This window comes from Methylobacterium sp. GXS13, from assembly GCF_001455965.1.
Taxonomy (GTDB): domain Bacteria; phylum Pseudomonadota; class Alphaproteobacteria; order Rhizobiales; family Beijerinckiaceae; genus Methylobacterium.
In genome coordinates this window covers 32044-56045 of record NZ_LKKO01000037.1, presented here as the reverse complement: position 1 = coordinate 56045, position 24002 = coordinate 32044, and the positions used below count along the sequence as shown (strand labels likewise).

Here is a 24002-nt window from a genome sequence, read left to right as displayed (position 1 = left end):
GCTCCCGATCCGTCTCCGGGCTTCGAGGCGGGCCGCTGGAGGCTGCGCGCCACCGTCCCGGGACTGGGTTTGGGATCCTCAAACCCGCGATCGCTCAGATCGTTGCAGGCGAACCCGCCCCCATGCCGGCTCCGGGCGCGGATGTCCCGTCGCTCCGGGGCCCCGAGCCGGGTGCCGGTCCATCGCCGCAAACGCCCGAACCCGTCGGAACGCCGCAGGCGGGATAGCTTTCGAGACCCCGGTGGTTTGCGAGACGACATCACGGGGGCAGGATGGACGCCCGCAATCCGACGCGGCCGGTGGGCCTGGGCCATCAGGCGGAACTGACCCTGCGCGGCATCGTGCTGGGGGCGGCCATCACGGTCGTGTTCATGGCGGCCAACCTCTACATGGGCCTGAAGACCGGGATGACGTTCTCGTCCTCGATCCCGGCCGCGATGATCTCGATGGGCGCGTTCCGGCTGATGGGGGGCGCCGGCATCCTCGAGAACAACATCGTCCAGACCCAGGCCTCGGCGGCCGGAACCCTGTGCAACGTCATCCTGGTCCTGCCGGGCCTCGTGCTGATCGGGCACTGGAGCGGCTTCCCGTTCTGGCAGACCACGGCGGTCTGCGCGCTGGGCGGGCTGCTCGGCGTGGCCTTCTCGATCCCCCTGCGCCGCGCCCTCGTGGCGGGCAGCGACCTGCCTTACCCGGAAGGCGTGGCCGCTGCCGAGGTTCTGAAGACCGGACAGGACGAGGCCGGGAGCCAGGGTCTGCGCGATCTGCTGGCGGCGGCCGGGATCGCCGGGGCGATCGGGTTCGCCACCACCGGCCTGAAGGTGCTGGGCGAGGGGCTCTCCGGCGCGATCAGCCTCGGCGGCGCCGTCTTCCGCACCGGCACCGGCTTTTCCCTGGCGCTGGTCGGGGTCGGCTATCTGGTCGGCATCGGCGCCTGCCTGGCCTTGCTGACGGGCGTCGTGATCGCCTGGGGGATCGCGGTGCCGGTGCTCACCGCGCTCGCGCCCGATGCGGGCAAGACCGCCGGGCAGGCCGCCGAGGCGGTCTGGTCCGAGCAGGTCCGGCTGATGGGGGCCGGCATCATCGCGGTGGGCGGGCTCTGGACCGTGGCGTCGCTCGCCCGGCCGATCGCGTCCAGCATCCGCACCGCCCTGTCGACCGCCGGCAGCAGCCTCGGCGCCGACCACCGGCGCCAGGAGCGCGACCTGCCGATCGCCTGGGTCGGGGCCGGGGCGCTCGCCCTGTGCGTGCCGCTGGCGCTGCTGTTTCACGCCTTCGCCGAACCGGCCGGGCTCGGCGGGACGCTGATCGCGCTGGCGCTCGCCGCGACCCTGTTCGCGGTGCTGTTCGGCTTCCTGATGGCCGCCGCCTGCGGCTACCTCGCCGGGCTGCTCGGCTCCTCGTCGAGCCCGATCTCGGGGATCGGCATCCTCACCACCATGGCGACCGCGCTGCTCCTGCCGCTCTTCCTCGGCCAGGTCGGCGGCCCGGAGGGCGAAAGGTTCGTCACCGCCATGGCGCTGCTGCTCACCGCGGTCATCATCACCACCGCGTCGATCGCCAACGACAACCTGCAGGACCTCAAGACCGGGCAGGTGGTCGGCGCCACCCCCTGGCACCAGCAGATCGCGCTGATCATCGGGGTCGGTGTCGGCTCGCTGGTGATCGCGCCGCTGCTCGAGCTGCTCTACCAGGCCTACGGCTTCGTCGGCGCGCCCTTGCGCGAGGGGGGCGATCCGGGAAGCGCCATGGCGGCGCCCCAGGCCGCCCTGATGACCCAGATCGCCACGGGCATCACGCAGGGCGCGTTGCCTTGGACGATGGTGCTGATCGGCGCCGGGCTCGGCGTGGTGCTGGTGGCGGTCGAGGCACGGCTGCGGCGGCGCGACCTCACCTTCCCGGCGCTCACCGTGGGGATCGGCATGTACCTGCCGCTCTCTGTCGAGATGACCATCGCGATCGGCGGCATCCTCGGCTGGCTCGCCGAGCGCCGGCTGCGCGGCCGGGTCCGGGGGCCCAGGCGGGAGGCCGTGCTCGGGGCCGCCCGCCGCCGCGGTGTGCTCCTCGCCTCGGGGTTCCTGGTCGGCGAGAGCTGCGTCGGCGTGCTGCTCGCCGGCGCCGACCTGATGGCCGGGCACAGCGGAGCGCTCGCCATCGCCGGGCCGGGCTTGGCGTCGACGGCGACCTGGCTCGGGCTGGCGGTGTTTCTGGGTGGGCTCGGGGTTTATTTCTGGCTGGTCTCCGCGGTCGACGACGCGGCGCGCGTGACGCAAGTCGAATCCAAGACCGCGTGATGAACCGCGCCGAGAGATCGCCATGAGAACGGCCGCATCCGAGACCCGCGCGTTCCCGCTGAGCGCCGGGATCCTGTTCGGGCTGGGGCTCGGCGGGTTCTTCGACGGGATCGTGCTGCACCAGATCCTGCAATGGCATCACATGCTGAGCAGCTGGTACCCGATCGATTCCATCGCCAATCTCGAGCTGAACACCCGCTGGGACGGGATCTTCCACAGCGCCACCTACGTGTTCGTGGTGCTCGGGCTGTTCCTCCTGTGGCTGGCGGCCCATCGCGGGCACCTGTCCTGGTCGAACAAGCTGCTGGCCGGGTCGCTGCTGGTCGGCTGGGGCCTGTTCAACAGCGTCGAGGGCGTGATCGACCACCAGATCCTCGGCGTGCACCACGTCAACGAGGCGATGCCCCGGGACCAGTGGGTGTTCTGGGATATCGGGTTCCTGGCCTGGGGTGTCGCCATGCTGATCGCCGGCGTGGCGCTGGTCCGGGCCGGCCGCCGGGAGCGGGCGGCGTGAGGCTTCAGCGCGCCGCCCTGCCGGCGTTCGTCCCCTGGCTCGTCCTCGGCGCGGCCTTGATCCTGGCGACGATGCCGGCCTGGCGGCCCCTGGTCTTCGGCACCGCGCTCACCCTCGACGACCTGTTGAGCCTGCGCTGCCTGTCCGGCTGAGCCTCAGGCGCCGCCTTCGCCGAGCAGCGTCTGGACGAAGCGGCGGGTGCGCGGATCGGCGGGCCGGGCGAACAGCTCGGCCGGCGGTCCCTGCTCCACCACCGTGCCGCCGTCGAGGAACACCACCGTGTCGGCGACCCGGCGGGCGAGGCGCAGGTCGTGGGTCGCCATCAGCATGGTCATGCCCTCGCGGGCGAGGCCGGCCAGCACGTCCACCACCTCGGCGGCGAGCTCGGGATCGAGCGCCGAGGTCGGCTCGTCGCAGAGCAGCAGGCGCGGGGAGGGGGCCAGCGCCCGGGCGATCGCCACGCGCTGCTGCTGGCCGCCCGAGAGGCTCGCCGGCCAGGCCTCGGCCTTCTGGGCGAGGCCGACCCGGTCCAGCAGCTCCAGGGCCCGGGTGCGCGCTGCCTCCTTGGGCCATTGGCCCACGGTGATCAGCCCCTCGGTGACGTTCTCGATCACCGTGCGGTGGGGGAACAGCTGGAAGTTCTGGAACACCATGCCGGTCTGGCGCCGGACGGCCAGCACGTCCCGCCGGGCCGGCGCCGCGCCGGGCCGGAAGTCGAGGCGCAGGGCGCCGAGCACCAGCGTGCCGGCCTGCGGTATCTCCAGAAGGTTCACGCAGCGCAGCAGCGTCGACTTGCCCGAGCCCGACGGGCCGATCAGCGCCGTGACCCGGCCCTCCGGCACCGTGAGATCGACGCCGCGCAGGATCGGGGTGTCGCCGAAGCGCTTCTCGATGGCCTGGAGGGCGATCATGCGCGGGCCTCCAGGTAGCCGCCGTAGCGCCCGAGGCGCCGCTCCAGCCCGCTCTGGAGCCAGGACAGGGCGGAGCAGAGCACGAGGTAGATGAGCGCCGCCTCGACGTAGAGGATCAGCGGCTCGTAGGTCACCGCGACGATGCGCTGGGCCGCCTGGAACATCTCCGGCACGGTGATGGCGGCGGCGAGCGAGGTGTCCTTCACCAGGGCGATGAAGGTGTTGGACAGGGACGGCACCGCCACCCGCGCCGCCTGGGGCAGGATCGTGCGCCGCATCGCCTGGGTCGGGGTCATGCCGGTGGCGTAGGCGGCCTCCCACTGCCCCTTCGGGATCGACGCGATGGCGGCGCGCATGATCTCGGACGCGTAGGCGCCGATATTGAGGGTGAAGCCGATCACCGCGGCGGGAAACGCGTCGATCAGGATGCCGACGCTCGGCAGGCCGTAGAAGATCACGAACAGCTGCACGAGGAGCGGCGTGCCCCGGAAGATCCAGACATAGGTCCAGGCGAGCGCCGCCAGCGGCCGGGGGCCGAACAGCCGCGCGAGGGCGATCACCAGCGCGAGGCTCAACCCGAGCGCGAAGGCGATCAGCGTCAGCGGTATCGTGAACCGGAGACAGGCTTCGAGCAGCGGCCCGAGCGACTGGAGCATGAGGTCGAGCCAGTGCGGCACGGGGCGGTGTTTCCTGCGGAATCGGGCGACGGTCTATACGGCTTTGCGCCGCGGATCGCGCGGGGGATTTTTGGCTGGGCCAGCTGGGGATCGCCCGGGGCTTGAAGGGACGCCCGCTCCGGAGGCGCCACGCTCCCTCTCCCCGCAGAGGCGAACGGACCCACACCTCTCCGGACGAGGCGCGGATCCCCTCTCCTGTGCGGGCTAGCGGATTCACGCATCACGTTCGGTCGTGAGCGCCGGAGCCGCCACGGGTTTTCCCCTCCCCCTAGCGGGGAGGGGTCAGGGGTGGGGGTGGTTCCGCATGCGGCTCGGCGGTGCCTTCTGCACCACCCCCACCTCCAACTCCTCCCCGCAAGGGGGAGGAGAGCGCGTCGCGCCCCGCCGAAGACGATGTATGAACATCGTAGCCTGCAGAGAGAGGCGCGTATGTCCGGCCCCTGCCTCCAGGCGAAGACCCGCCTACTGCGAAACGTCCGCCCCGAAATATGTCTGCGCGATCGCCGCGTAGCTGCCGTCGGCCTTGATCTCGGCGAGCGCCTTGTCGAGCGCCGCCTTCAGGGCGGGGTTGTTCTTGCGCAGGAGGATGCCGGAGGCGTCGGCGTCGTCCTTCTGGGCGACGATCTTCACTGGGGCGTTCGGCTGCTTCTTGTGGAAGTCGAGGAAGGACAGGTTGTCGTTGATGGTGGCGTCGGCGCGGCCGGTGACGACCAGCTGGATCGACTGGTCGAACCCGTCGGTGCCGACCGGCTCGGCGCCGGCCTCGGTGGCCAGCCGGGCGAAATTGCTGCTCAGGCTTTGGGCGGATTTCTTGCCCTTCAGGTCGGCGAAGGACTTGATCGTACCGTTGTCGGCCCGGGTGATCACCACGGCCCGGGAGCGGATATACGGCTCGGAGAAGTCGAACTTCGCCTGGCGCTCCTTGGTGATGCTGACCTGGTTGATCACCACGTCGTAGCGTTTGGCGTCGAGCCCGGCGATCAGGCCGTCCCACTTGCCCTCGACGAATTGCGGCGTGACGCCGAGCTTCTCGGCGACCTTGCGGCCGATCTCCACGTCGAACCCGGCCAGCGCCCCGGAGGCGTCGTGGAAGCTGAACGGCGCATAGGTCCCCTCGGTGCCGATTCGCAGGGTCTTGGCGGCCCGGATCGCGTCGAGGTCCTCGGCCCGCGCGGACGCGCCCATGAGAAGCGCCGCGGCGGCGAAAACGGCCACGCGGGCGGCGGAGACAAGACGCATCACGAAGACCTCCAGGGCGAGACGATCATCCATCCCGGCCACCGGTCCGGGACGGCGGCGCGGACGGCTCGGGAATGGGTGGGAAACGGGTGCGGCGCGTCGCCGATCGTCACCGACGGCGCCGAGCCGGGGATCCTATACCAAGCGGCGCCGGCGGCGCCTACGGCACGCCGAAGCGGGCTTCTCGGCTGACAGCAGAGTTTTCCCAGATGCTCGGGGTTTGCCGCGGAATGTTTCTTCGGCTGCGCACCGCGACCGGACCGTCGATGCGCCGGGGTCTGGCTGCGAACGCCAAGCCGGCGATTGGGCAAGACTTTGATCGGCCAATGTTTCCGGGTCCCCGGTACCACGTCAGAGGCTCGAAATGACGGGTTGGATGGTCGAGCGCCGATCAGGCGTCCCGGCTGTCGGTAAGGAATAAGATTTCTCGCGCCCGTCCCGGGTCGTTCTGAGCGCCCAAGGCTTGCGGCCGTCCTCCCGGTTCAACCCAAACACATCGCCGCTTTTGTCGAGCCGGCGCCGGGACGGGCGTTGATCTCGGATGATCCTTGGGCACAGTGCCGGCGTGATGCTGATCCTGGGCGGCCGCGTGGCCCCGGAGCGGCCCGGACCGGTCTTGTTCTGTGAGCCGGGGCGTGCGGCCCGCTCCGGCGGAGGATCGCGCATGAGCTCGCCCGCCCAGCCCTACCGGGGCGTCTTCCCGGTCGCCCCCACGGTGTTCGACGCTTCGGGCGCCCTCGATCTCGACGGGCAGCGCCGGGCGATCGACTTCATGATCGAGGCCGGGAGCCACGGGATCTGCATCCTGGCGAACTTTTCCGAGCAGTTCGTCCTCACCGACGCCGAGCGCGAGACCGTGATGCATGCGGTGCTCGACCACGTCGCCGGCCGGGTGCCGGTGATCGTGACGACCACCCATTTCGCCACGCAGGTCTGCGCCGAGCGCTCGCGCCGCGCGCAGGAGGCCGGGGCCGCCATGGTGATGGTCATGCCGCCCTATCACGGCGCCACGATCCGGGTGCCGGACCTCGGCGTCTACGATTTCTTCCGCGGGGTCTCGGACGCGATCTCGATCCCGATCATGATCCAGGACGCGCCGGTGGCGGGCACGCCGCTCTCGGCCGCGTTCCTGGCCCGCATGGCCCGGGAGATCGAACACGTCTCCTACTTCAAGATCGAGACCCCGGGGGCGGCGGGCAAGCTGCGCGAGCTGATCGCGCAGGGCGGCGACGCGGTGGTCGGGCCGTGGGACGGCGAGGAGGCGATCACCCTGATGGCCGATCTCGATGCCGGCGCCACCGGGGCGATGACCGGCGGCGCCTATCCGGACGGCATCCGCCAGATCACCGACGCCTACGCGGCCGGCCGCCGGAGCGACGCGCTCGACGCCTACGCGCGCTGGCTGCCGCTGATCAACCACGAGAACCGGCAATGCGGGCTCCTGGCCTGCAAGGCGCTGATGGCCGAGGGCGGCATCATCGCCCACGAGACCGCCCGCCTGCCGCTCCAGCCGCTCCATCCGGACACGCGGGCCGCGCTGATCGAATTGGCCCGGCGCAACGATGCGCTGGTGCTGCGCTGGGGGCGGTGAGGGTTATTTGCCAGGGGCGCGCGGCGGTCTGACGGGCGCGCGGCCCGCCCTCGCTGTGAGGCTGACATCGGCGTCCGTGAGACGCGACGGACTCCCTCTCCCGTGCGGGCTAGCGGATTCACACTGGAAAAAGCTCCGTCGCAAGCCTCTGAACCACAACGCGTTTCCCCTCCCCCTTGCGGGGAGGGGTCAGGGGTGGGGGTGGTGCCGGATAAGGCGCAGTGGTGCCGTCTGAGCGACCCCCACCTCCAACTCCTCCCCGCAAGGGGGAGGAGAGCGCGCCGCGCCTTCCGCAAGCCGTTGTGTGAACATCGTAGCCCGTGCGGGAGAGGGTTGGGGTGAGGGGACAGGTCTTTCCGGAAATGTCGCATCCCTCACCCTGTCCCTCTCCCGCACGGGAGAGGGACCAGCGCTTCATCCGACAATGTGGAGAGCCGGCAGCCCCGCGAGCGAGGCGAGGGGATCCCCACGCTGACGCCGGAGTTGAAACGCCGCCCTCCGGATCAGTTCGCCCGTCCGGCCGAACCCGTCCCCAACACCCCCGACAACCGCCGCACCGCCTCCCGGGCCAGCTCCGGGCTGATGGCGAAGCAGATGCGGATCAGGCCTTCCCCCGCGGGGCCGAAGGCGGTGCCCGGGGCGACGCCGACCTTGGCATCGCGCAGCAGGCGGTAGGCGAGTTCGAGGCTCGGCTCGTCGCCGGCGACCTGGGGCATGAGGTAGAAGGCGCCCTCCGGCGGCGCCACGGTCACGCCGGGCAGGCGCGCCAGCCCCTCCACCAGGATCGTCCGAGCCTCGGCGCAGCGGTCGACCATGGTGCGGATGAAGCCGTCGCCTTCGTCGAGGGCCGCGATGCAGGCGTGCTGGATGAAGGTCGGGATCGAGGTGGTGCTGTACTGCCCGAGCTTGGCGAAGGTCGGCGCCAGCCCGCGGGGGAAGATTACCCAGCCGGCGCGCCAGCCGGTCATCGCCCAGTTCTTCGAGAAGGTGTTGGTGACGATCAGCCGGTCGTCCTCCGTGCAGATCTGCAGGAAGGACGGGGCGATCTGGTTGCCGTAGGTGAAGTGCGCGTAGACCTCGTCCGAGAGGATCCACAGGCCCCGGGCGCGGGCGCGGGCGAGGTCGCGCAGGGCTGTCATCTCGGCCAGCGGCATGGTCCAGCCCGTGGGGTTCGAGGGCGAGTTGACCATGATCACCCGGGTGCGCGGCGTCAGCGCCGCTTCGATATCGGCGAGCGGCAGCGTGAAGCGCCCGTCCGGCTGGATCCGGTAGGGCACCGTCACCGGCACGCCGCCGGTGATGCGGACCGCCTCGGCGAGGTTCGGCCAGGCCGGGGCGGGGATGATGATCTCGTCGCCCGGCTCCAGCAGGGCCTTGGCCGCCTGCATGATCGCGTTCATGCCTCCGGCCGTGACGGCGAAGCGGTCCGCCGGGACGTCCACGCCCCAGTGCCGGGCGTGATAGGCGGAAAGCGCCGCCCGCAGGGCCGGCAGGCCCAGCGACGTGGTGTAGCGGGTGTGCCCGGCCTGCATCGCCCGGTGCGCCGCCTCGACGATGAACGGCGGCGTCGGCAGGTCGCCCTCGCCGATCCAGAGCTTGACCACGTCCGGATCGTCCCGGCCGCGATCCGCCACCAAGCCGATCTGGCTCGTGCCGATGCCGCGGATGCGCTCCGAGAGCGCGGCGGCGAGGTCGACGGGCGAGGCGGCGGGATCGATGGCGACGGCGGCGGATTCGGCCATGGGGTCGACGGCTCTCGTACTGTCCGGGCGCGGGGCGTCTCGCGGCGAGGCGACCCGAGGGCGGGCGCCCGGCCTGCAAGGTCCCGGCATCGGGGGAACGGCGTGAGCCTGCCGCGTCCGCGCCCGCGCGTCCAGGCCCGGAGGAAGGGGCTGCCCAGTGCGCGCGACAGAGCCGCGTCGCGATTCGGAAATTATCGACTTTTCAGAAATTTCTGAAATTGCTATAGATCAAGGCGCTGATCCCGAGCCGGAGATTCGTCGTGCTCGACACCCTCGACCCCCTGATCCTCGCCCGCATCCAGTTCGGCTTCACGGTGGCGTTCCACATCGTGTTCCCGGCCTTCTCGATCGGGCTGGCAAGCTTCCTCGCCGTGCTGGAGGGCCTGTGGCTCGCCACCGGGCGGCAGGTCTTCATGGACCTGTTCAAGTACTGGCTGAAGATCTTCGCCATCGCGTTCGCCATGGGCGTCGTCTCCGGCCTCGTGATGTCCTACCAGTTCGGCACCAACTGGTCGGTCTTCTCCGACAAGACCGGGCCGGTGCTCGGCCCGATGATGGCCTACGAGGTGCTGTCGGCCTTCTTCCTCGAGGCGGGCTTCCTCGGGGTGATGCTGTTCGGGATGAGCAAGGTCGGGCCGCGCCTGCACTTCGCCGCGACCCTGATGGTGGCGTTCGGGACCTTCTTCTCGGCGTTCTGGATCCTGTCGGTGAATTCCTGGATGCAGACGCCGGCGGGCTACGGCACCAACGCCGAGGGCCAGTTCGTGCCGCTGGACTGGTGGGCGATCGTGTTCAACCCGTCCTTCCCGTTCCGCCTCGTCCACATGGTGCTGGCGGCCTACCTGACGACGGCGCTCGTGGTCGGCGCGGTGGGCGCCTGGCACCTGCTGCGCGACCGGGCCAACCCGGCGGCCCGGACGATGTTCTCGATGGCGATGTGGATGGCCGCCCTGGTGGCGCCGGTCCAGATCTTCGCCGGCGACGCCCACGGCCTCAACACCCTGGAGCACCAGCCCGCCAAGGTCATGGCCATGGAGGGCCACTTCCAGAGCCATCCGGACGGGGCGCCGCTCGTGCTGTTCGGCCTGCCCGACCAGGAGGCCGGCACGATCCGCTACGCGGTGGAGATCCCGAAGCTGTCCTCGCTCGTGCTCAAGCACAGCCTCGACGCGCCGCTCGCCGGCCTCGACAGCCTGCCCCGGAAGGACTGGCCGCCGGTGCCGATCGTGTTCTGGTCGTTCCGCATCATGGTCGGGCTCGGCATGCTGATGCTGCTCCTCGGCGCGATCAGCCTGCTCGCGCGCTGGCGCGGGGCGCTCTACCGGTGGAGCCCGCTGCACCGCTTCGCGGTGGCCATGGGCCCCGTCGGGTTCGTGGCGGTGCTCGCCGGCTGGATCACCACCGAGGTCGGGCGCCAGCCCTACACGGTCTACGGCCTGCTGCGGACCGCCCAATCCGCCTCGCCGCTCCACGGCCCGGCCGTGGCCGCCTCGCTCACCGCCTTCGTGGTGATCTATTTTTCCGTCTTCGCCATGGGGGTTCTGTACATCCTGCGCCTGATGGCCCAGCCGCCCCATGCCGGTGAGACCGGGATCGAGCCCGGCGCGCCGATCCGCACCGCCGGCATCACCCCCGCCCCGGCGGTCGATCCCGACCGCCACCTCCAGCCGGCCGAGTGAGGCAGCCATGGTCTACAGCGTCGATCTCACCGTGATCTGGGCGTTCGTGATCGCCTTCGCGGTCTTCGCCTACATCGTCATGGACGGCTTCGATCTCGGCATCGGGATCCTGTTCCCGGCCCTGCGGCCGGGGCCGGAGCGCGACACCGCGATGAACTCGGTCGCCCCGGTCTGGGACGGCAACGAGACCTGGCTGGTGCTGGGCGGGGGCGGGCTGTTCGCGGCCTTCCCGCTGGCCTACGCGGTGATCCTGCCGGCGCTCTACGCGCCGATCATCGCGATGCTGCTCGGGCTGATCTTTCGCGGCGTCGCCTTCGAGTTCCGCTGGCGCGATCCCGGCCACCGGGCGGCCTGGGACGTGGCCTTCACGGGCGGCTCCGTGGTGGCGGCGCTCGCCCAGGGGATCGCGCTCGGCGCGCTGCTCCAGGGCATCGCGGTCGAGGGCCGGGCCTATGCCGGCGGCTGGTGGGACTGGCTGACCCCGTTCAGCCTGCTGGTCGGCGTCAGCCTCGTGGTCGCCTACGCGCTGCTCGGGGCGACCTGGCTGGTGATGCGCACGGAAGGGCTGCTCCAGCTCCAGGCCCGCCGGTTCGCCCAGCGCCTGACCCTGGCCACCGTGGCGGCGATCGCGCTCGTCAGCGCCGCGACGCCGTTCCTGCAGGGGCGCTACTTCGAGCGCTGGCTGGCGATGCCGAACGTCCTGATCTCGGCGCAGGTGCCGCTGCTGGTCGCGCTGGCCACCGTCGCCCTGTGGCGGTCCCTGCGGGACGGGGGCGAGCGGGCGCCGTTCCTGATCGCGCTCGGCCTGTTCGCCCTGTCGTTCCTGGGGCTCGGGATCAGCATCTTCCCCGACGTGGTGCCGGGCCGGATCACGATCTGGCAGGCCGCCGCACCCGAGGCGAGCCAGATGTTCATGCTGGTCGGCGCCTCGGTCCTGATCCCGATCATCCTGATCTACACCGCGTATTCCTACTGGGTGTTCCGCGGCAAGGTCGACGCGCACGGGTATCACTGATGGCCCCCGCCACCCCGCTCCCGCTCTGGAAACGCCTCGCCTGGTTCGCGGCCATCTGGGCCGGGAGCATCGTCGGCCTCGGGGCCGTGGCGACGCTCCTCCGGTTCTGGCTCAAGAGCTGATAAGCCGGCAAAAACCCCGGTGGTCCCGGGGGCCCAAACCGTTCGACGGATCGCCGCCGTGCACCTGCCTCCCCTGATCCAGACCTTCGTGCTGCATTTCGGCGAGATGGGCTCGCGCTGGGGCATCAACCGGACGGTGGGGCAGATCTACGCCCTGTTATTCGTGGCCGAGCGACCGCTCAACGCCGACGAGATCGTGGAGCGGTTGGGCGTCTCGCGCTCCAACGTCAGCATGGGCCTCAAGGAGCTGCAGGCCTGGAACCTCGTGCGGCTCCAGCACATGCCCGGCGACCGGCGGGACTACTTCGCCACCCCGGAGGACATCTGGCAGATCGTCCGCACCCTGGTCGAGGAGCGCAAGAAGCGCGAGATCGACCCGACCCTGACCCTGCTGCGCGAATTGCTGATGCAGGACGCCGAGTCCGAGCCGGAGCGTCACGCCCAGGCCCGGCTCCGGGAGATGCACGACCTGTTCGAGCTCTTCGCGGGGTGGTACGCCGACGTGCGCCGCCTCGACACCGAGCGCCTGGTGCAACTCCTCACCCTCGGCGCGAAGGTCCAGAAGGTGCTGGCGATGAAGGACCGCCTGACCGGCCTGCCGGGCCGGCTCGCGGGGCGCGCCGAGAAGCTGGAGTGAGCGGCCGCCGCCTCACGGCGTGAGCGCGCGCCGGTAGATCGCGATCAGGGATTGGGCGGCGTACGCAATATGGCTGCGCAGGTGATCGGCCGCCGCGTCGATCTGGCCGGCCTCGCACAGCGCGAGGATCTCCCGGTGCTCCTGGTCGGCCCGGGCGACATCCCCGGAGGCCGAGAGCTGGAGCCGGGTCGGGCGGTCGCAATCCTGCAGCAGGCCGGCAATGATGCTGAGCGAGCGCGGGCGCTCGGCGTGCCGCAGCAGATCGAGATGGAAGCGCTGGTTCAGCTCGCCCCAGCGCCGGATCTCCTTGGCCGCCAGGGCGGCGCTGTATTCCTCGGTGAGACTGTGCAGATCCTCGAAATCCTGCTCGGAGAAGTGCCGCGCGGAGAGAACCAGCAGCTCCGGTTCCAGCTGGACGCGGAGGGCGAAGATGTCCTCCACCTCCTCCACCGACAGGCCCGAGACCACGGCGCCGCGATGCGGCATGATCTTGATCAGGCCGGTGGCTTCGAGCTGCAGCAGGGCCTCCCGGATCGGGATCCGGCTGATCCCGAACTCTTCCGCCAGCGCGTCCTGGCGCAGCTGCATGCCGGCCGGGAACTCTCCGGTCAGGATCCGCTGGCGCAGGGATTCGGCGACGGCGGCCGCGACGGTCTTGTGGACGAGCCGATCGGGCGCAGATCGCGGGAGAGCCCCAGGGGACATCAGGGCCTCGCGGACAGGGATGGGCGTGCCCCGAACCGGGAGCCGCGTGCGCGGGGCACGTTGGAGGGAGCCGGGCGCGCCGACAGGGTGTCCGGAGCGGGCCGATGGGCTGCGCGACGCATGGTTCTCGCAGGCGGCGTCAGCGGGTGGACGCGAGGCCGCACGCCGGCGGCCCTGCCTTCGAGACAACTCCGTGGTCGATCAAGCAACGCATCCGCCCCGTTAAAGCGCCTATCAACAGCCTAACGGACGCTTGGAGATCGACCGCTTCCCGACACCGACGCCTTCAAGCAAGGGTCGGTATCTAAGCTTCGCAGAACACGCCAGATACGACCGAACAAGTCAACAATATTTGTATAAAATCATGCCGACAGACGTGTTGGTATAAGTCGGACCGAACGCCCGCGCGCGCCCTGGGTTCCCTGATGTGCACGCGCCCGGCCGGATCGGTGCGCGGGGCCTCAGATCGGGCTGGGATCGTGTGCGGGCGACCCTAACACTGTCCCTCCACCCGAGAGGGCGGATGCATCATCGCCGGCCGCGGACCACATGCGGCGGTCGGATGCGAAACCACGGGCCGTCATCGCGGTGCCGGGCCGGCCCAGGGGGCCTGGGCCAGCCTCTGACTGAGATAGCCGATCAGGGCGGTGATCCGGGCCGGGCGCGGGTCGCCCGGGGGCGTCACGAGGTGGAGCGCGATCGGCGGCGGCGCCCAGCCGGGCAGAACCCGCTCCAGGCGCCCGGCTTCGAGGTCGTCCCAGATCATGAAGTCCGGCTGCAGGGCGAGGCCGAGGCCGGCCCGGAGCGCCGGCGCCAGCGCCTCGGCGTTGTTCGCGCGCAGCTGCCCGCCCGGCACGACCACGGCCTCCGCGCCGGTCGCGTCGATGAACCGCCAGCGGTCGGGCGTCGGCAGGTAGGCGTAGCCCAGGCAGGCGTGGCGGGCGAGGTCGTCCGGATGGTCGGGCCGTCCGTTCCGGTCGAGATAGGCGGGCGTGGCCACCAGCGAGCGCCGGATCGCGCAGAGCCGCCGAGCGCGCAGGGACGAATCCGGCAGGGCCGCGATGCGCAGGCCGATATCGAAGCCGCCGCCCACGAGATCGACCACCGCGTCGGACAGGTGCAGGTCCACCGAGACCGCCGGGTGCTGGCGCAGGAAATCCGGCAGCAGCGGCGCGACATGCATCACCCCGAAGGTCATCGGGGCCGCGAGGCGAACTAGGCCGCGCGGCTCGGCGGCGCCCGCGATGGCCAGCGCCTCCGCGGCCTCGCCCTCCGCCAGGATCCGGGCGGCGTTGGCCTTGGCGGCGTGGCCGGCCTCCGTCAGGGCGAGCTTGCGCGAGGTGCGGTTGAACAGCCGGGCGCCGATCCGCGCCTCAAGCCGGCCGACCGCCTTCGAGACGGTGCCCTTCGACAGGCCCAGATCCTCCGCGGCCCGGCCGAAGGAGCCCACCTCCACCACCTTTGCGAAGACCGCCCAAGCCTCGAAATCGGGAAGCCGCATGAGTCGCATTCCGGAAACGATGGGTTTCCAGCGTTTCTATTTTCGCGAGCGATGGCAAGGGCCAGATTGCCGTCATCGCAAACGGCCCCGCGGCACCCGCGGCAGCTTCTCGGGAGACAGCGTCATGGTGCAGTCCGGCCTCCACCACGTCACGGCCTTTTCCGGCCCGGCAATGCGCAACCTCGACTTCCACACCCGCGTGCTCGGACAACGGCTGGTGAAGAAGACCGTCAACTTCGACGATCCGGGCACCTACCACCTGTATTACGGCGACGCGGCCGGGCAGCCCGGCACGATCCTGACCTTCTTCCCGATCGCGCATGCGGCCCCCGGCCGGGTCGGGATCGGCGAGACCCAGGAGACCGCGTTCCGGGTGCCCCGCGGCTCGATCGGCTGGTGGGCCCACCGGTTGATCGAGACGGGTGTCGCCCACGAGCCGCTGGTCCAGGTGTTCGGTGCGCCGACCCTGCGGTTCCGCGACCCGGACGGGATGATGCTGGCGCTGGTCGGCTTCGACGGCGCCGAGACGGAGGCCGCCTGGGCCTCGGCCGAGGTTCCGGCCGAGCACGCGATCCGCGGCCTGCACGGGGTCACGCTGCTTCTGGAGACGGAAGAGGCCACGGCCGCGATCCTCACGGAGGTGCTGGGCCTGCGCGAGGAGGCCCGCGAGGGCAACCTGATCCGGTTCGCCGGCAGCGCGGCGCTGGGCGGTTTCGTGACCCTTCGGGCGGTGGGCGGCTTCCTGCCCGGCCGTCAGGGGGCGGGCTCGGTCCACCACATCGCGTTCCGGGCGGCGGACGACGCCGCCCAGTCCGCGATGGCCGAAAAACTCGCCGGGCTCGGCCTCCAGGTCACCGAGCAGCGGGACCGCCAGTATTTCCGGTCGGTCTATTTCCGCGAGCCCGGCGGCGTGCTGTTCGAGATCGCCACCGACGCCCCCGGCTTCGCCGTGGACGAGCCGGTGGAGTCCCTCGGCACCGCCCTGAAGCTGCCCGCGGGGCTGGAGCCGCATCGGGCCCAGATCGAGGCGGTGCTGCCGAAGGTCGCCTGAACCTCGCTTCCACCCGCTTGGAGGCCGCGGTTTCAAAGCCGCGCAACGCGAGGCTCTCTCCTCCCCCCTTGTGGGGAGGAGTTGGAGGTGGGGGTGGTTCAGGATTGAACGGCGCGGTGCCTCCTGCACCACCCCTGACCCCTCCCCACAAGGGGGGAGGGGAAAAGCCCGGTGTTTCAAGTGTCTTATCGACGATCCGGATCGGTCGATCCGTTGGTCTCTGAGACGGCCGTTCTTCGAAGCCTGCCACCAGCGAGGTCGTCATGACCCAGGACATTCTCAGCCTGATCCACCAGTTCGAGCCCGGCGCACCGGCCGCCCGGCCGCTGCTGCTCCTCCACGGGACCGGCGGCAACGAGCACGATCTCCTGCCGCTCGGCCGGATCGTGGCCCCGGGCGCCGCCCTGCTGTCGCCCCGCGGGGCGGTGTCGGAGAACGGCATGCCGCGCTTCTTCCGGCGCCTCGCCGAGGGCGTGTTCGACGAGGCTGACCTGCGCCGCCGGACTGCGGACCTGGCCGCCTTCGTTGGCGCGGCGCGGGACTGTTACGGGATCGAAGCGCCCCTGGCGCTCGGCTTCTCGAACGGCGCCAACATCGCCGCCGCGCTGCTGATGCTGCACCCGGAGGTGCTGGCGGGCGCGGTGCTGATCCGCCCGATGGTGCCGCTGGCCGAGCCCCCCGATGCCGACCTCGCGGGCAAGCCGGTGCTGATGCTCTCCGGCGCCATGGACCCGATCGTCCCGGCCGAGAACGCGGGCCGGCTCGCCCGGCAGCTCGAAGCCGCCGGCGCGGCGGTCGAGCACCGGGTCGTGCCGGTCGGTCACGGCCTCTCGCAGGCCGATGTCAGCCTCGCGGCCGACTGGGTCCGCGGGCTCGCCCGGCCGGACGCGGCCTGATCGCCAAACCTCCCCCTGCCGACACGGAGTCCCCCCATGGCATCCCCGATCGCCCCCGCGCTGGCGTTTCTACCCGTGATCGGCCGGGTCCTGATGAGCGCCCTGTTCCTGGTGAGCGGAATCGGCAAGCTCGCCGCCCCGGCCGCGACGCTCGCCACCGCCCTGGCCGCCGGCCTGCCGCTGCCGGAGGTCTCCTACGCGGCCGCGACGCTGGTGGAGATCGTGGGCGGCCTGCTGCTGATCGCGGGCTACCGGACCCGGCTCGTCGCCCTGGCGCTCGCCGGATTTACGGTGGCGACCGCCCTGACCTTCCACACGGCGCTGGCGGACCCGAACCAGATGTTCCACTTCCTGAAGAACCTCGCCGTGGCGGGCGGCTTGCTTCAGGTCGCGGCCTTCGGGCCCGGCCCGTTCAGCCTCGACGCGCGACAGGGCCGGGCCTGACCGGGCGCCACCGTCACGCAAGGAACCCTGATGACCGCCACCGACCAGCCGCTCGCCCTCGGGATCATCGGCGCGGGCATCATGGGCGAGCGCCTGATCGGCGCGATCCACGGCGCATCGGACTCACCGGTCCGGGTCGCCGCCCTCTGGGACCCGTCCCCGGAGGCCCTGGCGCGGGTGGGTGCGGCTTTCCCGGGCGTGCCGCTCGTCGCCGATGCCGCCGCCGTGGTGGCAGCGAGCGCCTGCGTGTACGTCGCCTCGCCGCCGGCCTCGCATCTCGGCTACGCCCACGCGGCGCTGGCCGCCGGCCGAACCGTCTTCTGCGAGAAGCCCCTGGCGATCGACCGCGCCGAGGCCCGCGACCTGCTGGCCGAGGCCGGGGCGTCCGGGGCGGTGAACTTCCCGTTCGCCTCCTCGCCCGGCGTCGCGGCGCTGGAGCGGTGGATCGCCGAGGGCGCGGTCGGTACGCCCCGGCGGCTCAGCATCAGGGTGCAGTTCGCCCGCTGGCCGCGCCCCTGGCAGGCCGATGCGGCGCGCTGGCTCGACGCCCGGGCCGAGGGCGGCTTCACCCGCGAGGTGGTCTCGCACTTCCTGTTCCTTGCCCGCCGCCTGTGCGGACCGCTGGACGGGCTTTCCGGCACGGTCGCCTTCCCGGAGGCCGGCCGCTCCGAGCGGGCGATCGACGTGACGCTGAGGGCCGGCGCCATCCCGGTGACCCTGACCGGCCGGGTCGGCGGCGTCCCGGAGGACGATCACAACACCTGGACGCTGGAGGGCGATGCCGGCGCCATCCGCCTGCGCGACTGGGCGATCGCCGAGCGCCGCGGCCCGGACGGGACCTTCACCCCGGCCCCCGACGCCCTGCCCAACGTCCAGGCCCGCCCGATCGCCCTGCGCCGCCAGCTCGACGGCGTCGTCCGCATGACACGCGGCGAGCCCCACCACCTCGCCACCTTCGCCGAGGCGCTCGCCGTGCAGGAGGTGGTGGAGGGGATTCTGGCGCTGTAAGGTTCGAGCGCGTCCTGCGTGTGATGGCGAGCCCGGATCAGCTCCCCAAAAGCTCGACCAGGAACGGGATCAGCGGCGCGTCGGCCGGGGGCATGGCGAGGTCGCGCAGGGCCTTGGGGCGGACCCATTTGAGCGCCTGGCCCTCCATCGGGCGCGGCGTGCCCGACCAGCGCCGGCAGACGTAGAGCGGCATCAGCAGGTGGAAGTCCGGATAGGCGTGGCTGGCGAAGGTCAGCGGCGCTAGGCACGGCTCCTCGACCCGGATGCCGAGCTCCTCGGACAGCTCGCGGATCAGGGTCTCCTCCGGGCGCTCGCCGGGCTCCACCTTGCCGCCTGGAAACTCCCACAGGCCGGCGAGCTGCTTGCCGGCCGGGCGCTCGCTCACCAGGATCCGGCCGTCGACGTCGACCAGGGCGACGGCGATCACCAGCAACAGGCGCAGGGCGGGCGTCTCGGGCCCGCTCATGGCGCCACCGCGAAGGTGGCCGAGATCTCGGAAGCGAGCTGGATCGTGCCGGCCTCGATCGGGACGCGCCGGCCCTTGGCGGCCATCGGCGCCGCGAGGGCACGGCCGAAGACCGGCGGGGGCGGGACCGTGCCCCCCGTGGTGGTCAGCACGCAGACCGGCCCGAGCTTGGCGCCGAGCGCCTCGGCCAGCGCCTCGGCCCGGGTCCGGGCATCGCGGGCCGCCGCGACCTGAAGGGCTGCCTCGGCCTTGTCGGGCTCGCGCAAACCGAAGCTCACCCCGTCGATCCGGTTCGCGCCCGAGTCGAGGGCCTGGCGCAGCAGGTCGCCGAGGCGGTCCATGTCGGCGAGGCGGACGGTCACCGCATTGCCGGCCCGGTAGCCGTCGGGCTCCTCGGTGACCGCGCCGCCCGGCCGGGTCACGGTGCGCGAGCCCGCCTGGAGCGACACCGCGGCGGTGCCGATATCGGCCGGCGGCACGCCGAGCGCGCGCGCCTGCGCCGAGATCGCGGCCACCGCCTTCGAGGCGGCGTCGAGGGCCGCGGCCGGGCTCGCGCCCCGGGCCTCGATCCCCACGACGACCTCGGCGAAGTCCGGGGCCCGCGTCTCGGCGGCGCGCCCGACCACGCTGATGTGCCGCTTGCACGCCGCATCGTCGGCCTGCGCCGCGGCGGGCAGCAGCGCCAGCAGCAGGAAGCCTGCGCGGCGCGCCCTCACGAGCGGTAATCCCCGTTGATCTCGATGTAGGCCTTGGTCAGGTCACAGGTCCAGACGCGGGCCTGGCCCTCGCCCAGGCCGAGATCGACCCGGATGCCGATCTCCGGCTCGCGCATCACGGCGCTGGCGGCGTCCTCGCTGTAATCCGGGTCGCGGGCGCCCGCGACGGCCACGCGCACATCGCCGAACCAGATCGCGAGCCGGTCCCGGTCGGCGGGCTCGCCGGCCTTGCCGACCGCCATCACCACCCGGCCCCAATTGGCGTCCTCGCCGGCCACCGCGGTCTTCACCAGCGGCGAATTGGCGATCGACATCGCGATCCGGTGGGCGGAGGCGTCGCTCTCGGCGCCGGTCACCCGCACGGTGACGAACTTGCGCGCGCCCTCGCCATCCTTGGCGACGAGCTGGGCGAGCTCGATCAGCAGGCTGTCCAGGGCTTCCCGGAAGCCGGCGAGCCGCGGGTCGGCCGCGACGGCGCGATCGGTCGTGCCGGCCTTTCCGGTGGCGAACAGCAGCAGGGTGTCGGAGGTCGAGGTGTCGCCGTCCACCGTCACGCAATTGAAGCTGGTCTTGGTGCCGTCGCTCAGCAGCGCCTGGAGCGCCGCCTGGGGCACGGTGGCGTCGGTGAACACGAAGGCCAGCATCGTCGCCATGTCGGGGGCGATCATGCCGGCGCCCTTGGCGATGCCGTTGATGGTCACGCGCACGCCGTCGATCTCGGCGGTGCGGGTCGCGAGCTTGGGGAAGGTGTCGGTGGTCATGATCGCCCGGGCGGCCTCGGCCCAGGCGGCCGGCCCGTCCGTGGCCCGGGCGGCGCAATCGGCCAGCACGCCCTCGAAGCGCTCGGCTGGGAGCGGCTCGCCGATCACGCCGGTGGAAGCGACGTAGACCTCCCGGTCGACGCAGCCGGCCGCCTGCGCGGCGATCTGCACGGTCTTGGCGACGGCCTCCCAGCCGAGCCGGCCCGTGAAGGCGTTGGCGTTGCCCGAATTGACCACCACGGCCCGGGCCGCGCCGTGCGCCAGGGCCTCGCGGCACCAATCCACCGGCGCGGAGGGGCATTTCGAGCGGGTGAACACCCCGGCCGCCCGGGTGCCGGGAGCGAGGTCGACGTAGAGCACGTCGGTGCGGCCGCTGTAGCGGATGCCGGCCTGGGCGGTGGCGATTCGCACGCCCGGCAGCGGCGGCAGCTCCGGCACCGTAGCGGGCGCCAGCGGGGAGACGGGCGGGGATTTCGCGGACGACATCGGCTGAAAGCTCCGGCAGCGCGCGGGACCTCCCGCGGCGGCCCGGTGTTGCCCGCGCGACCCCGGCGCCGTCAACCGCACGCCTACGCGATGCTCATGCACGAGGCTGCATGCGTTTTGGGCAGCGGTGGCTCCGAATGCGGCGTCTTCACGGCGCCGGGCTTGCGCGAGCCTTGGTTCCCGGCATAGCATGCTGCATTGCAAAGCCAGAGCGAGGTCGAGTGCGGACGATGCCCACAACCGACGTCGAGACGGCCTCCGGCCGGCTGCCCCAAGGCGTCTGCTATAGGATCCAGGTGCTGGTCGTCGGCCGCCACAAGCGCTGGCGCGACGCGATTTCCGCCGAGATCCGGATGCTGGGCTATCAGGTCACCGCCTGCGACCGGGGCGTCGATGCCATGACGGTCCTGGCGCTCGGGCTGCCCGTGGACGTGATGGTGGTGGATGCGGCCCTGCAGGGCGGCGGCCTGTGCTGCGCGCAGCTCGCCGTCGAGGCGCGGGCCCTGCGCCCGGGCTTGCGCATCGTCCTCTCCAGCGATCCGTTCGACCCGCCGGAGCAGGAGGCCTCGCTGCTGGTCCCGGACGCCCTGTTCATCCAGCGTGAGCAGTTCCAGAATGGCATGGTCGCCTCGCTTATGCGCGAGGCGCTGGCGAATCGCGCCGCCTGAGGGCGGCCGGGGGAGCGAGGCCGCCTGCCGGATCCGCCGGGATCGAGGCCCGGCAGCTGTGCAGAGAGCCAAGGAGCCCGGAGTTTCTCGCAACCCGTTGCGCGGCGGAATGCGGCTTCGGGCCGAAGATTGAACGGCGCCCTTCGCTGTTCTGCCCTCGCGATGCTGGTGCGGAGCGAAAGGCCCATGGGATCCAGCCGGGATCGGACCCGTCGTGTCGCGATTGCGGCCGCTGATCCAAGGCGACCCCGTCCGGCATCTCTGAGGCCGCTGAGTCGGCTTCGTTGCATCGAAGTCGAGAGTATTGCGTGCATCAATGTGGTTCGGCGACCAATACGATCCAGTGATAATTGGTTTTCGTCGATGAATTGCTGTCGCATCACAAACGTTTTTAATGGCGGCCTGTGTCAATATATGCACGTTGCTTTAGATGACGCTTATGCCTCGCTAAGGTTTCCAGTTAAATTTTGAGACGATAAATTGCTATATCGCTCTCTCAGTTTCTCGATTGAAGATCCATAGGTCGAACTTTGCTGCTGAAAGATGCGGAGAGGAGAATTAATAATTTTGGATCCACACAAGATCTATTAAAAATTACGGTTCGATACCTGAAGTAAATAGCCGAATTCTGACATAACACTGTCACAGAAGAGATTTTTATCGCGGTTGTGCCCGCCGCGGGCGCGCTCTTGTGAAAGTCGATGTCTGTGAAGTTGGGAATCCGCCACCGGCTCTATGCCGGATTCACCCTGCTCGTGCTGATTGCTGCCGGCATCGGCGCCTATTCGCTCTACCAGCAGAGTTACATTATCGATCAATATGAGTCGCGGGCCCGGTTCGATACGGGCGTGCGGTCGATCCTCACGATCAATAGCCTTGCGGCCCGTCTCACCGGGACCGCTGAGATTTATCGCCTCGCGCCGAGCGCCGAGCAGATCACGACGCTGGAGCAGACGCGGCGCGTCATCGAGGAAAAGAGCCACGAGCATTTCATCCGTGCCCCGCAAAGCGACCGGCGCGCACTCTATGAGCAGATGAACAACGACGCTCGCGCCCTGAAGCCGGCGCTGGAACGCTTGGCCGCAGCGGGCACGAGCGTGAGCGAAGCCAAGATCGGCATGTTCAAGGCTGGCAATGCCGTCACAGGCGCGACGGAAGCGCTGGCGATCGCGGTGCATGCCCGCTCGAACGAGGCCATGTCCGGTCGCATTCAGAAAATCGAGAATGCCGTTATGCGGGTCCGCCTCGAAGCCGCGCGCTTCATGATCAGGTTGGCCGCGGACGATAGGACTGCATTCGCTGCAGCGATCGAGCAGGCTCGCGGCACCCTGAAGGCATTCGGGGCTACGGAGGACGGTGCGACCGTCGCCCAGCAGATCAATGCCGTCGTCGAAGGTCTGGATGTCTATGCCGCCAGCTTCAAGGCCTGGGACAGCGCGATGGGTGTGGCGAAGGAGGCCTTCGAGAACGGTATCAAGCCGTTCGCGGACTCGATCGAGCGGGGCGGCGAGACCGCGCGCGACAAGATCTTCGTCGCGGTGAACGAGATCAGCGAGGCGACCGCCGCCTCGGTGGCGAATGCCCGACGCATCCAGATCGGCCTGATCGGTCTCGCCCTGGCACTGGGCGGCGCTCTGGCCTTCCTGATCGCCCGCAGCATCATCCGGCCGATCGTCGGTATGACCGGTGCGATGAAGCGGCTGGCCGACGGCGATACCCAGTCCGTCGTACCGTTGCCGACGGTGCGCGACGAGATGCTCGAGATGGCCAAGGCGGTGGATGTGTTCCGCAAGAACGCCATCGCCCGCATCCAGCTGGAAGCCGCCCAGGCGGCCGAGCAGGCGGCGCGCCTGAGCCGGGCCGAGCGGGTCGATCAGTTGGTCCGCGTCTTCCAGCAGAACGTCGCCGCCTCGCTCGACGTGGTAACCGGAGCCGCCACCGAGCTCGACGCGACGGCGCGCTCGATGACCCAGGTCGCCGACGACACCAACACCCAGGCGGTGGCCTCCAGCGCCGCCGCCGAGCAGGCCTCGACCAACGTCCAGACCGTGGCGGCAGCAGCCGAGGAGATGGTCGCCTCGCTGCAGGAGATCGAGCGGCAGGTGATCCGCTCCAACGAGGTCGCCGGTGTCGCCGCCCACGAGGCCGAGACCACCAATGCCGCCATGGCCAGCCTGCGGCTCGCCGCCGATCAGATCGGCGCGGCGGTGACGACGATCTCGGGTATCGCCGGGCAGACCAACCTGCTGGCGCTGAACGCGACCATCGAGGCGGCTCGGGCCGGCGAGGCGGGCCGGGGCTTCGCGGTGGTGGCCGCCGAGGTCAAGGAACTGGCCGGCCAGACCGCCAAGGCCACCGACGAGATCGGCGGCCAGATCGCCGCGATCCAGGCCGCCACCGGCCAGGCCGCGGATGCGATCGAGCAGATCGCCAAGACGATCGCGGCGGTCAACGAGATCAGCGGCTCGATCGCCTCGACGGTGGTGCAGCAGACGGCGGCGACCAGCGAGATCTCGCGCAATGCCGGCGAGGCGGCCCAGGGCACCCGGGACGTGTCCGCCAACGTGGCCAGCGTGCTGGCCTCGACCGGCGAGACCGGCAGCGCCGCCACGCAGGTGCTGAACGCGGCCTCCCAGCTGGCCTCCCAATCTCAGAAAGTCCGGCAGGAGGTCGACAGCTTCCTGCGGGATATCCAGGCGGCCTGACGCGCGGGCGCGGGAGGCGGATACCGGCGTCCCCATCCGCCCGGCTATCGCCTTCCCGCAACAGTCTCCTTCGAGAGGGACGCCCAGCGTCGCCCTCGAAGGAGCAATCCCGAGCCCTTACGATCCTGGGGGGCATCTCAGGATGCGGATGGCGAAATAGGATCCCGAGGCGGT

23 protein-coding genes are annotated in these 24002 nt (G+C 70.7%); 14 read left to right on the top strand and 9 right to left on the bottom strand.

Features of this window, described 5'->3' with window-relative positions; genetic code table 11:
• Window positions 1-272: 272 nt before the first annotated feature.
• From AO398_RS14420 to AO398_RS29060, 3 genes are read left to right on the top strand one after another with little or no spacing between them, the layout of a single operon-like run.
• Complete coding sequence (locus tag AO398_RS14420) at window positions 273-2294, top strand: oligopeptide transporter, OPT family (RefSeq protein ID WP_058192817.1); 2022 nt, start codon at window positions 273-275, stop codon at window positions 2292-2294.
• 22 nt (window positions 2295-2316) lie between these two features.
• Window positions 2317-2808 carry a DUF2243 domain-containing protein gene (locus AO398_RS14415; RefSeq protein ID WP_058192816.1) on the top strand — a complete coding sequence of 164 codons (492 nt, stop codon included), beginning with the start codon at window positions 2317-2319 and terminating at the stop codon, window positions 2806-2808.
• Window positions 2805-2960 carry a hypothetical protein gene (locus AO398_RS29060; protein WP_201025767.1) on the top strand — a complete coding sequence of 52 codons (156 nt, stop codon included), beginning with the start codon at window positions 2805-2807 and terminating at the stop codon, window positions 2958-2960. Before AO398_RS14415 ends, AO398_RS29060 begins: the two co-directional genes overlap by 4 nt.
• A 3-nt stretch (window positions 2961-2963) precedes the next feature.
• Here the strand turns inward: AO398_RS29060 and AO398_RS14410 are convergent, their stop codons facing one another.
• The 3 genes from AO398_RS14410 to AO398_RS14400 all read right to left on the bottom strand — a co-directional run bounded on the left by AO398_RS14410 (window position 2964) and on the right by AO398_RS14400 (window position 5635).
• Window positions 2964-3719, bottom strand: a complete 756-nt coding sequence (locus tag AO398_RS14410; protein WP_058192815.1) for an amino acid ABC transporter ATP-binding protein — start codon at window positions 3717-3719, stop codon at window positions 2964-2966.
• A complete protein-coding gene (locus tag AO398_RS14405) occupies window positions 3716-4396 on the bottom strand; it encodes an amino acid ABC transporter permease (protein WP_058192814.1) in 681 nt (226 codons plus the stop codon). Before AO398_RS14405 ends, AO398_RS14410 begins: the two co-directional genes overlap by 4 nt.
• Window positions 4397-4858: 462 nt before the next feature.
• The gene (locus AO398_RS14400; protein ID WP_058192834.1) at window positions 4859-5635 is read right to left on the bottom strand and encodes an amino acid ABC transporter substrate-binding protein; all 777 of its coding nucleotides are present in this window, start codon (window positions 5633-5635) and stop codon (window positions 4859-4861) included.
• A gap of 664 nt (window positions 5636-6299) precedes the next feature.
• Here AO398_RS14400 and AO398_RS14395 point away from each other — a divergent pair.
• Window positions 6300-7226 (top strand): dihydrodipicolinate synthase family protein, encoded by a 927-nt coding sequence (locus AO398_RS14395; RefSeq protein ID WP_058192833.1) that lies wholly within the window; start codon window positions 6300-6302, stop codon window positions 7224-7226.
• Window positions 7227-7729: 503 nt separating this feature from the next.
• On the opposite strand, the gene AO398_RS14390 is transcribed toward AO398_RS14395, so the two are convergent.
• The gene (locus AO398_RS14390; RefSeq protein WP_058192813.1) at window positions 7730-8968 is read right to left on the bottom strand and encodes a pyridoxal phosphate-dependent aminotransferase; all 1239 of its coding nucleotides are present in this window, start codon (window positions 8966-8968) and stop codon (window positions 7730-7732) included.
• A 260-nt stretch (window positions 8969-9228) separates the two neighbouring features.
• Between AO398_RS14390 and AO398_RS14385 the strand changes: the two genes are divergently transcribed.
• Genes AO398_RS14385 through AO398_RS14370 form a run of 4 tightly spaced genes read left to right on the top strand, consistent with a single transcriptional unit; the run spans window position 9229 to window position 12421 of the window.
• Window positions 9229-10647, top strand: a complete 1419-nt coding sequence (locus AO398_RS14385; RefSeq protein WP_058192812.1) for a cytochrome ubiquinol oxidase subunit I — start codon at window positions 9229-9231, stop codon at window positions 10645-10647.
• A 7-nt stretch (window positions 10648-10654) separates the two neighbouring features.
• Window positions 10655-11662 carry a cytochrome d ubiquinol oxidase subunit II gene (gene cydB / locus AO398_RS14380; protein WP_058192811.1) on the top strand — a complete coding sequence of 336 codons (1008 nt, stop codon included), beginning with the start codon at window positions 10655-10657 and terminating at the stop codon, window positions 11660-11662.
• Window positions 11662-11784, top strand: a complete 123-nt coding sequence (locus AO398_RS14375) for a DUF2474 family protein (protein ID WP_058192810.1) — start codon at window positions 11662-11664, stop codon at window positions 11782-11784. Before cydB ends, AO398_RS14375 begins: the two co-directional genes overlap by 1 nt.
• A 58-nt stretch (window positions 11785-11842) precedes the next feature.
• A complete protein-coding gene (locus AO398_RS14370) occupies window positions 11843-12421 on the top strand; it encodes a GbsR/MarR family transcriptional regulator (RefSeq protein ID WP_058192809.1) in 579 nt (192 codons plus the stop codon).
• Between the two features lie 12 nt (window positions 12422-12433).
• Here the strand turns inward: AO398_RS14370 and AO398_RS14365 are convergent, their stop codons facing one another.
• The gene (locus tag AO398_RS14365; protein WP_058192808.1) at window positions 12434-13126 is read right to left on the bottom strand and encodes a GntR family transcriptional regulator; all 693 of its coding nucleotides are present in this window, start codon (window positions 13124-13126) and stop codon (window positions 12434-12436) included.
• A 580-nt stretch (window positions 13127-13706) separates the two neighbouring features.
• Entirely contained in the window at window positions 13707-14627 is a 921-nt protein-coding gene (locus AO398_RS14360; protein ID WP_058192807.1) for a LysR family transcriptional regulator, read from the bottom strand.
• Between the two features lie 124 nt (window positions 14628-14751).
• Here AO398_RS14360 and AO398_RS14355 point away from each other — a divergent pair, with 124 nt between their 5' ends.
• The 4 genes from AO398_RS14355 (at window position 14752) to AO398_RS14340 (ending at window position 18026) form a co-directional block, all read left to right on the top strand.
• Complete coding sequence (locus AO398_RS14355; protein ID WP_058192806.1) at window positions 14752-15678, top strand: ring-cleaving dioxygenase; 927 nt, start codon at window positions 14752-14754, stop codon at window positions 15676-15678.
• A 263-nt stretch (window positions 15679-15941) separates the two neighbouring features.
• Window positions 15942-16574 carry an alpha/beta hydrolase gene (locus AO398_RS14350; protein WP_058192805.1) on the top strand — a complete coding sequence of 211 codons (633 nt, stop codon included), beginning with the start codon at window positions 15942-15944 and terminating at the stop codon, window positions 16572-16574.
• A 36-nt stretch (window positions 16575-16610) separates the two neighbouring features.
• Window positions 16611-17018 carry a DoxX family protein gene (locus AO398_RS14345; protein ID WP_058192804.1) on the top strand — a complete coding sequence of 136 codons (408 nt, stop codon included), beginning with the start codon at window positions 16611-16613 and terminating at the stop codon, window positions 17016-17018.
• Between the two features lie 30 nt (window positions 17019-17048).
• The gene (locus tag AO398_RS14340) at window positions 17049-18026 is read left to right on the top strand and encodes a Gfo/Idh/MocA family oxidoreductase (RefSeq protein WP_058192803.1); all 978 of its coding nucleotides are present in this window, start codon (window positions 17049-17051) and stop codon (window positions 18024-18026) included.
• 37 nt (window positions 18027-18063) lie between these two features.
• Here AO398_RS14340 and AO398_RS14335 read toward each other — a convergent pair whose 3' ends face one another.
• Genes AO398_RS14335 through argJ form a run of 3 tightly spaced genes read right to left on the bottom strand, consistent with a single transcriptional unit; the run spans window position 18064 to window position 20455 of the window.
• The gene (locus tag AO398_RS14335; protein WP_058192802.1) at window positions 18064-18492 is read right to left on the bottom strand and encodes a (deoxy)nucleoside triphosphate pyrophosphohydrolase; all 429 of its coding nucleotides are present in this window, start codon (window positions 18490-18492) and stop codon (window positions 18064-18066) included.
• Window positions 18489-19208 (bottom strand): SIMPL domain-containing protein, encoded by a 720-nt coding sequence (locus tag AO398_RS14330; RefSeq protein ID WP_058192801.1) that lies wholly within the window; start codon window positions 19206-19208, stop codon window positions 18489-18491. The genes AO398_RS14335 and AO398_RS14330 overlap by 4 nt, the downstream gene beginning before the upstream one ends.
• Window positions 19205-20455 (bottom strand): bifunctional glutamate N-acetyltransferase/amino-acid acetyltransferase ArgJ, encoded by a 1251-nt coding sequence (argJ, locus tag AO398_RS14325; RefSeq protein ID WP_058192800.1) that lies wholly within the window; start codon window positions 20453-20455, stop codon window positions 19205-19207. Before argJ ends, AO398_RS14330 begins: the two co-directional genes overlap by 4 nt.
• A 230-nt stretch (window positions 20456-20685) precedes the next feature.
• Between argJ and AO398_RS14320 the strand changes: the two genes are divergently transcribed.
• The gene (locus AO398_RS14320) at window positions 20686-21123 is read left to right on the top strand and encodes a hypothetical protein (protein WP_058192799.1); all 438 of its coding nucleotides are present in this window, start codon (window positions 20686-20688) and stop codon (window positions 21121-21123) included.
• Between the two features lie 701 nt (window positions 21124-21824).
• Complete coding sequence (locus AO398_RS14315; protein ID WP_058192798.1) at window positions 21825-23828, top strand: HAMP domain-containing methyl-accepting chemotaxis protein; 2004 nt, start codon at window positions 21825-21827, stop codon at window positions 23826-23828.
• Window positions 23829-24002 lie beyond the last annotated feature (174 nt).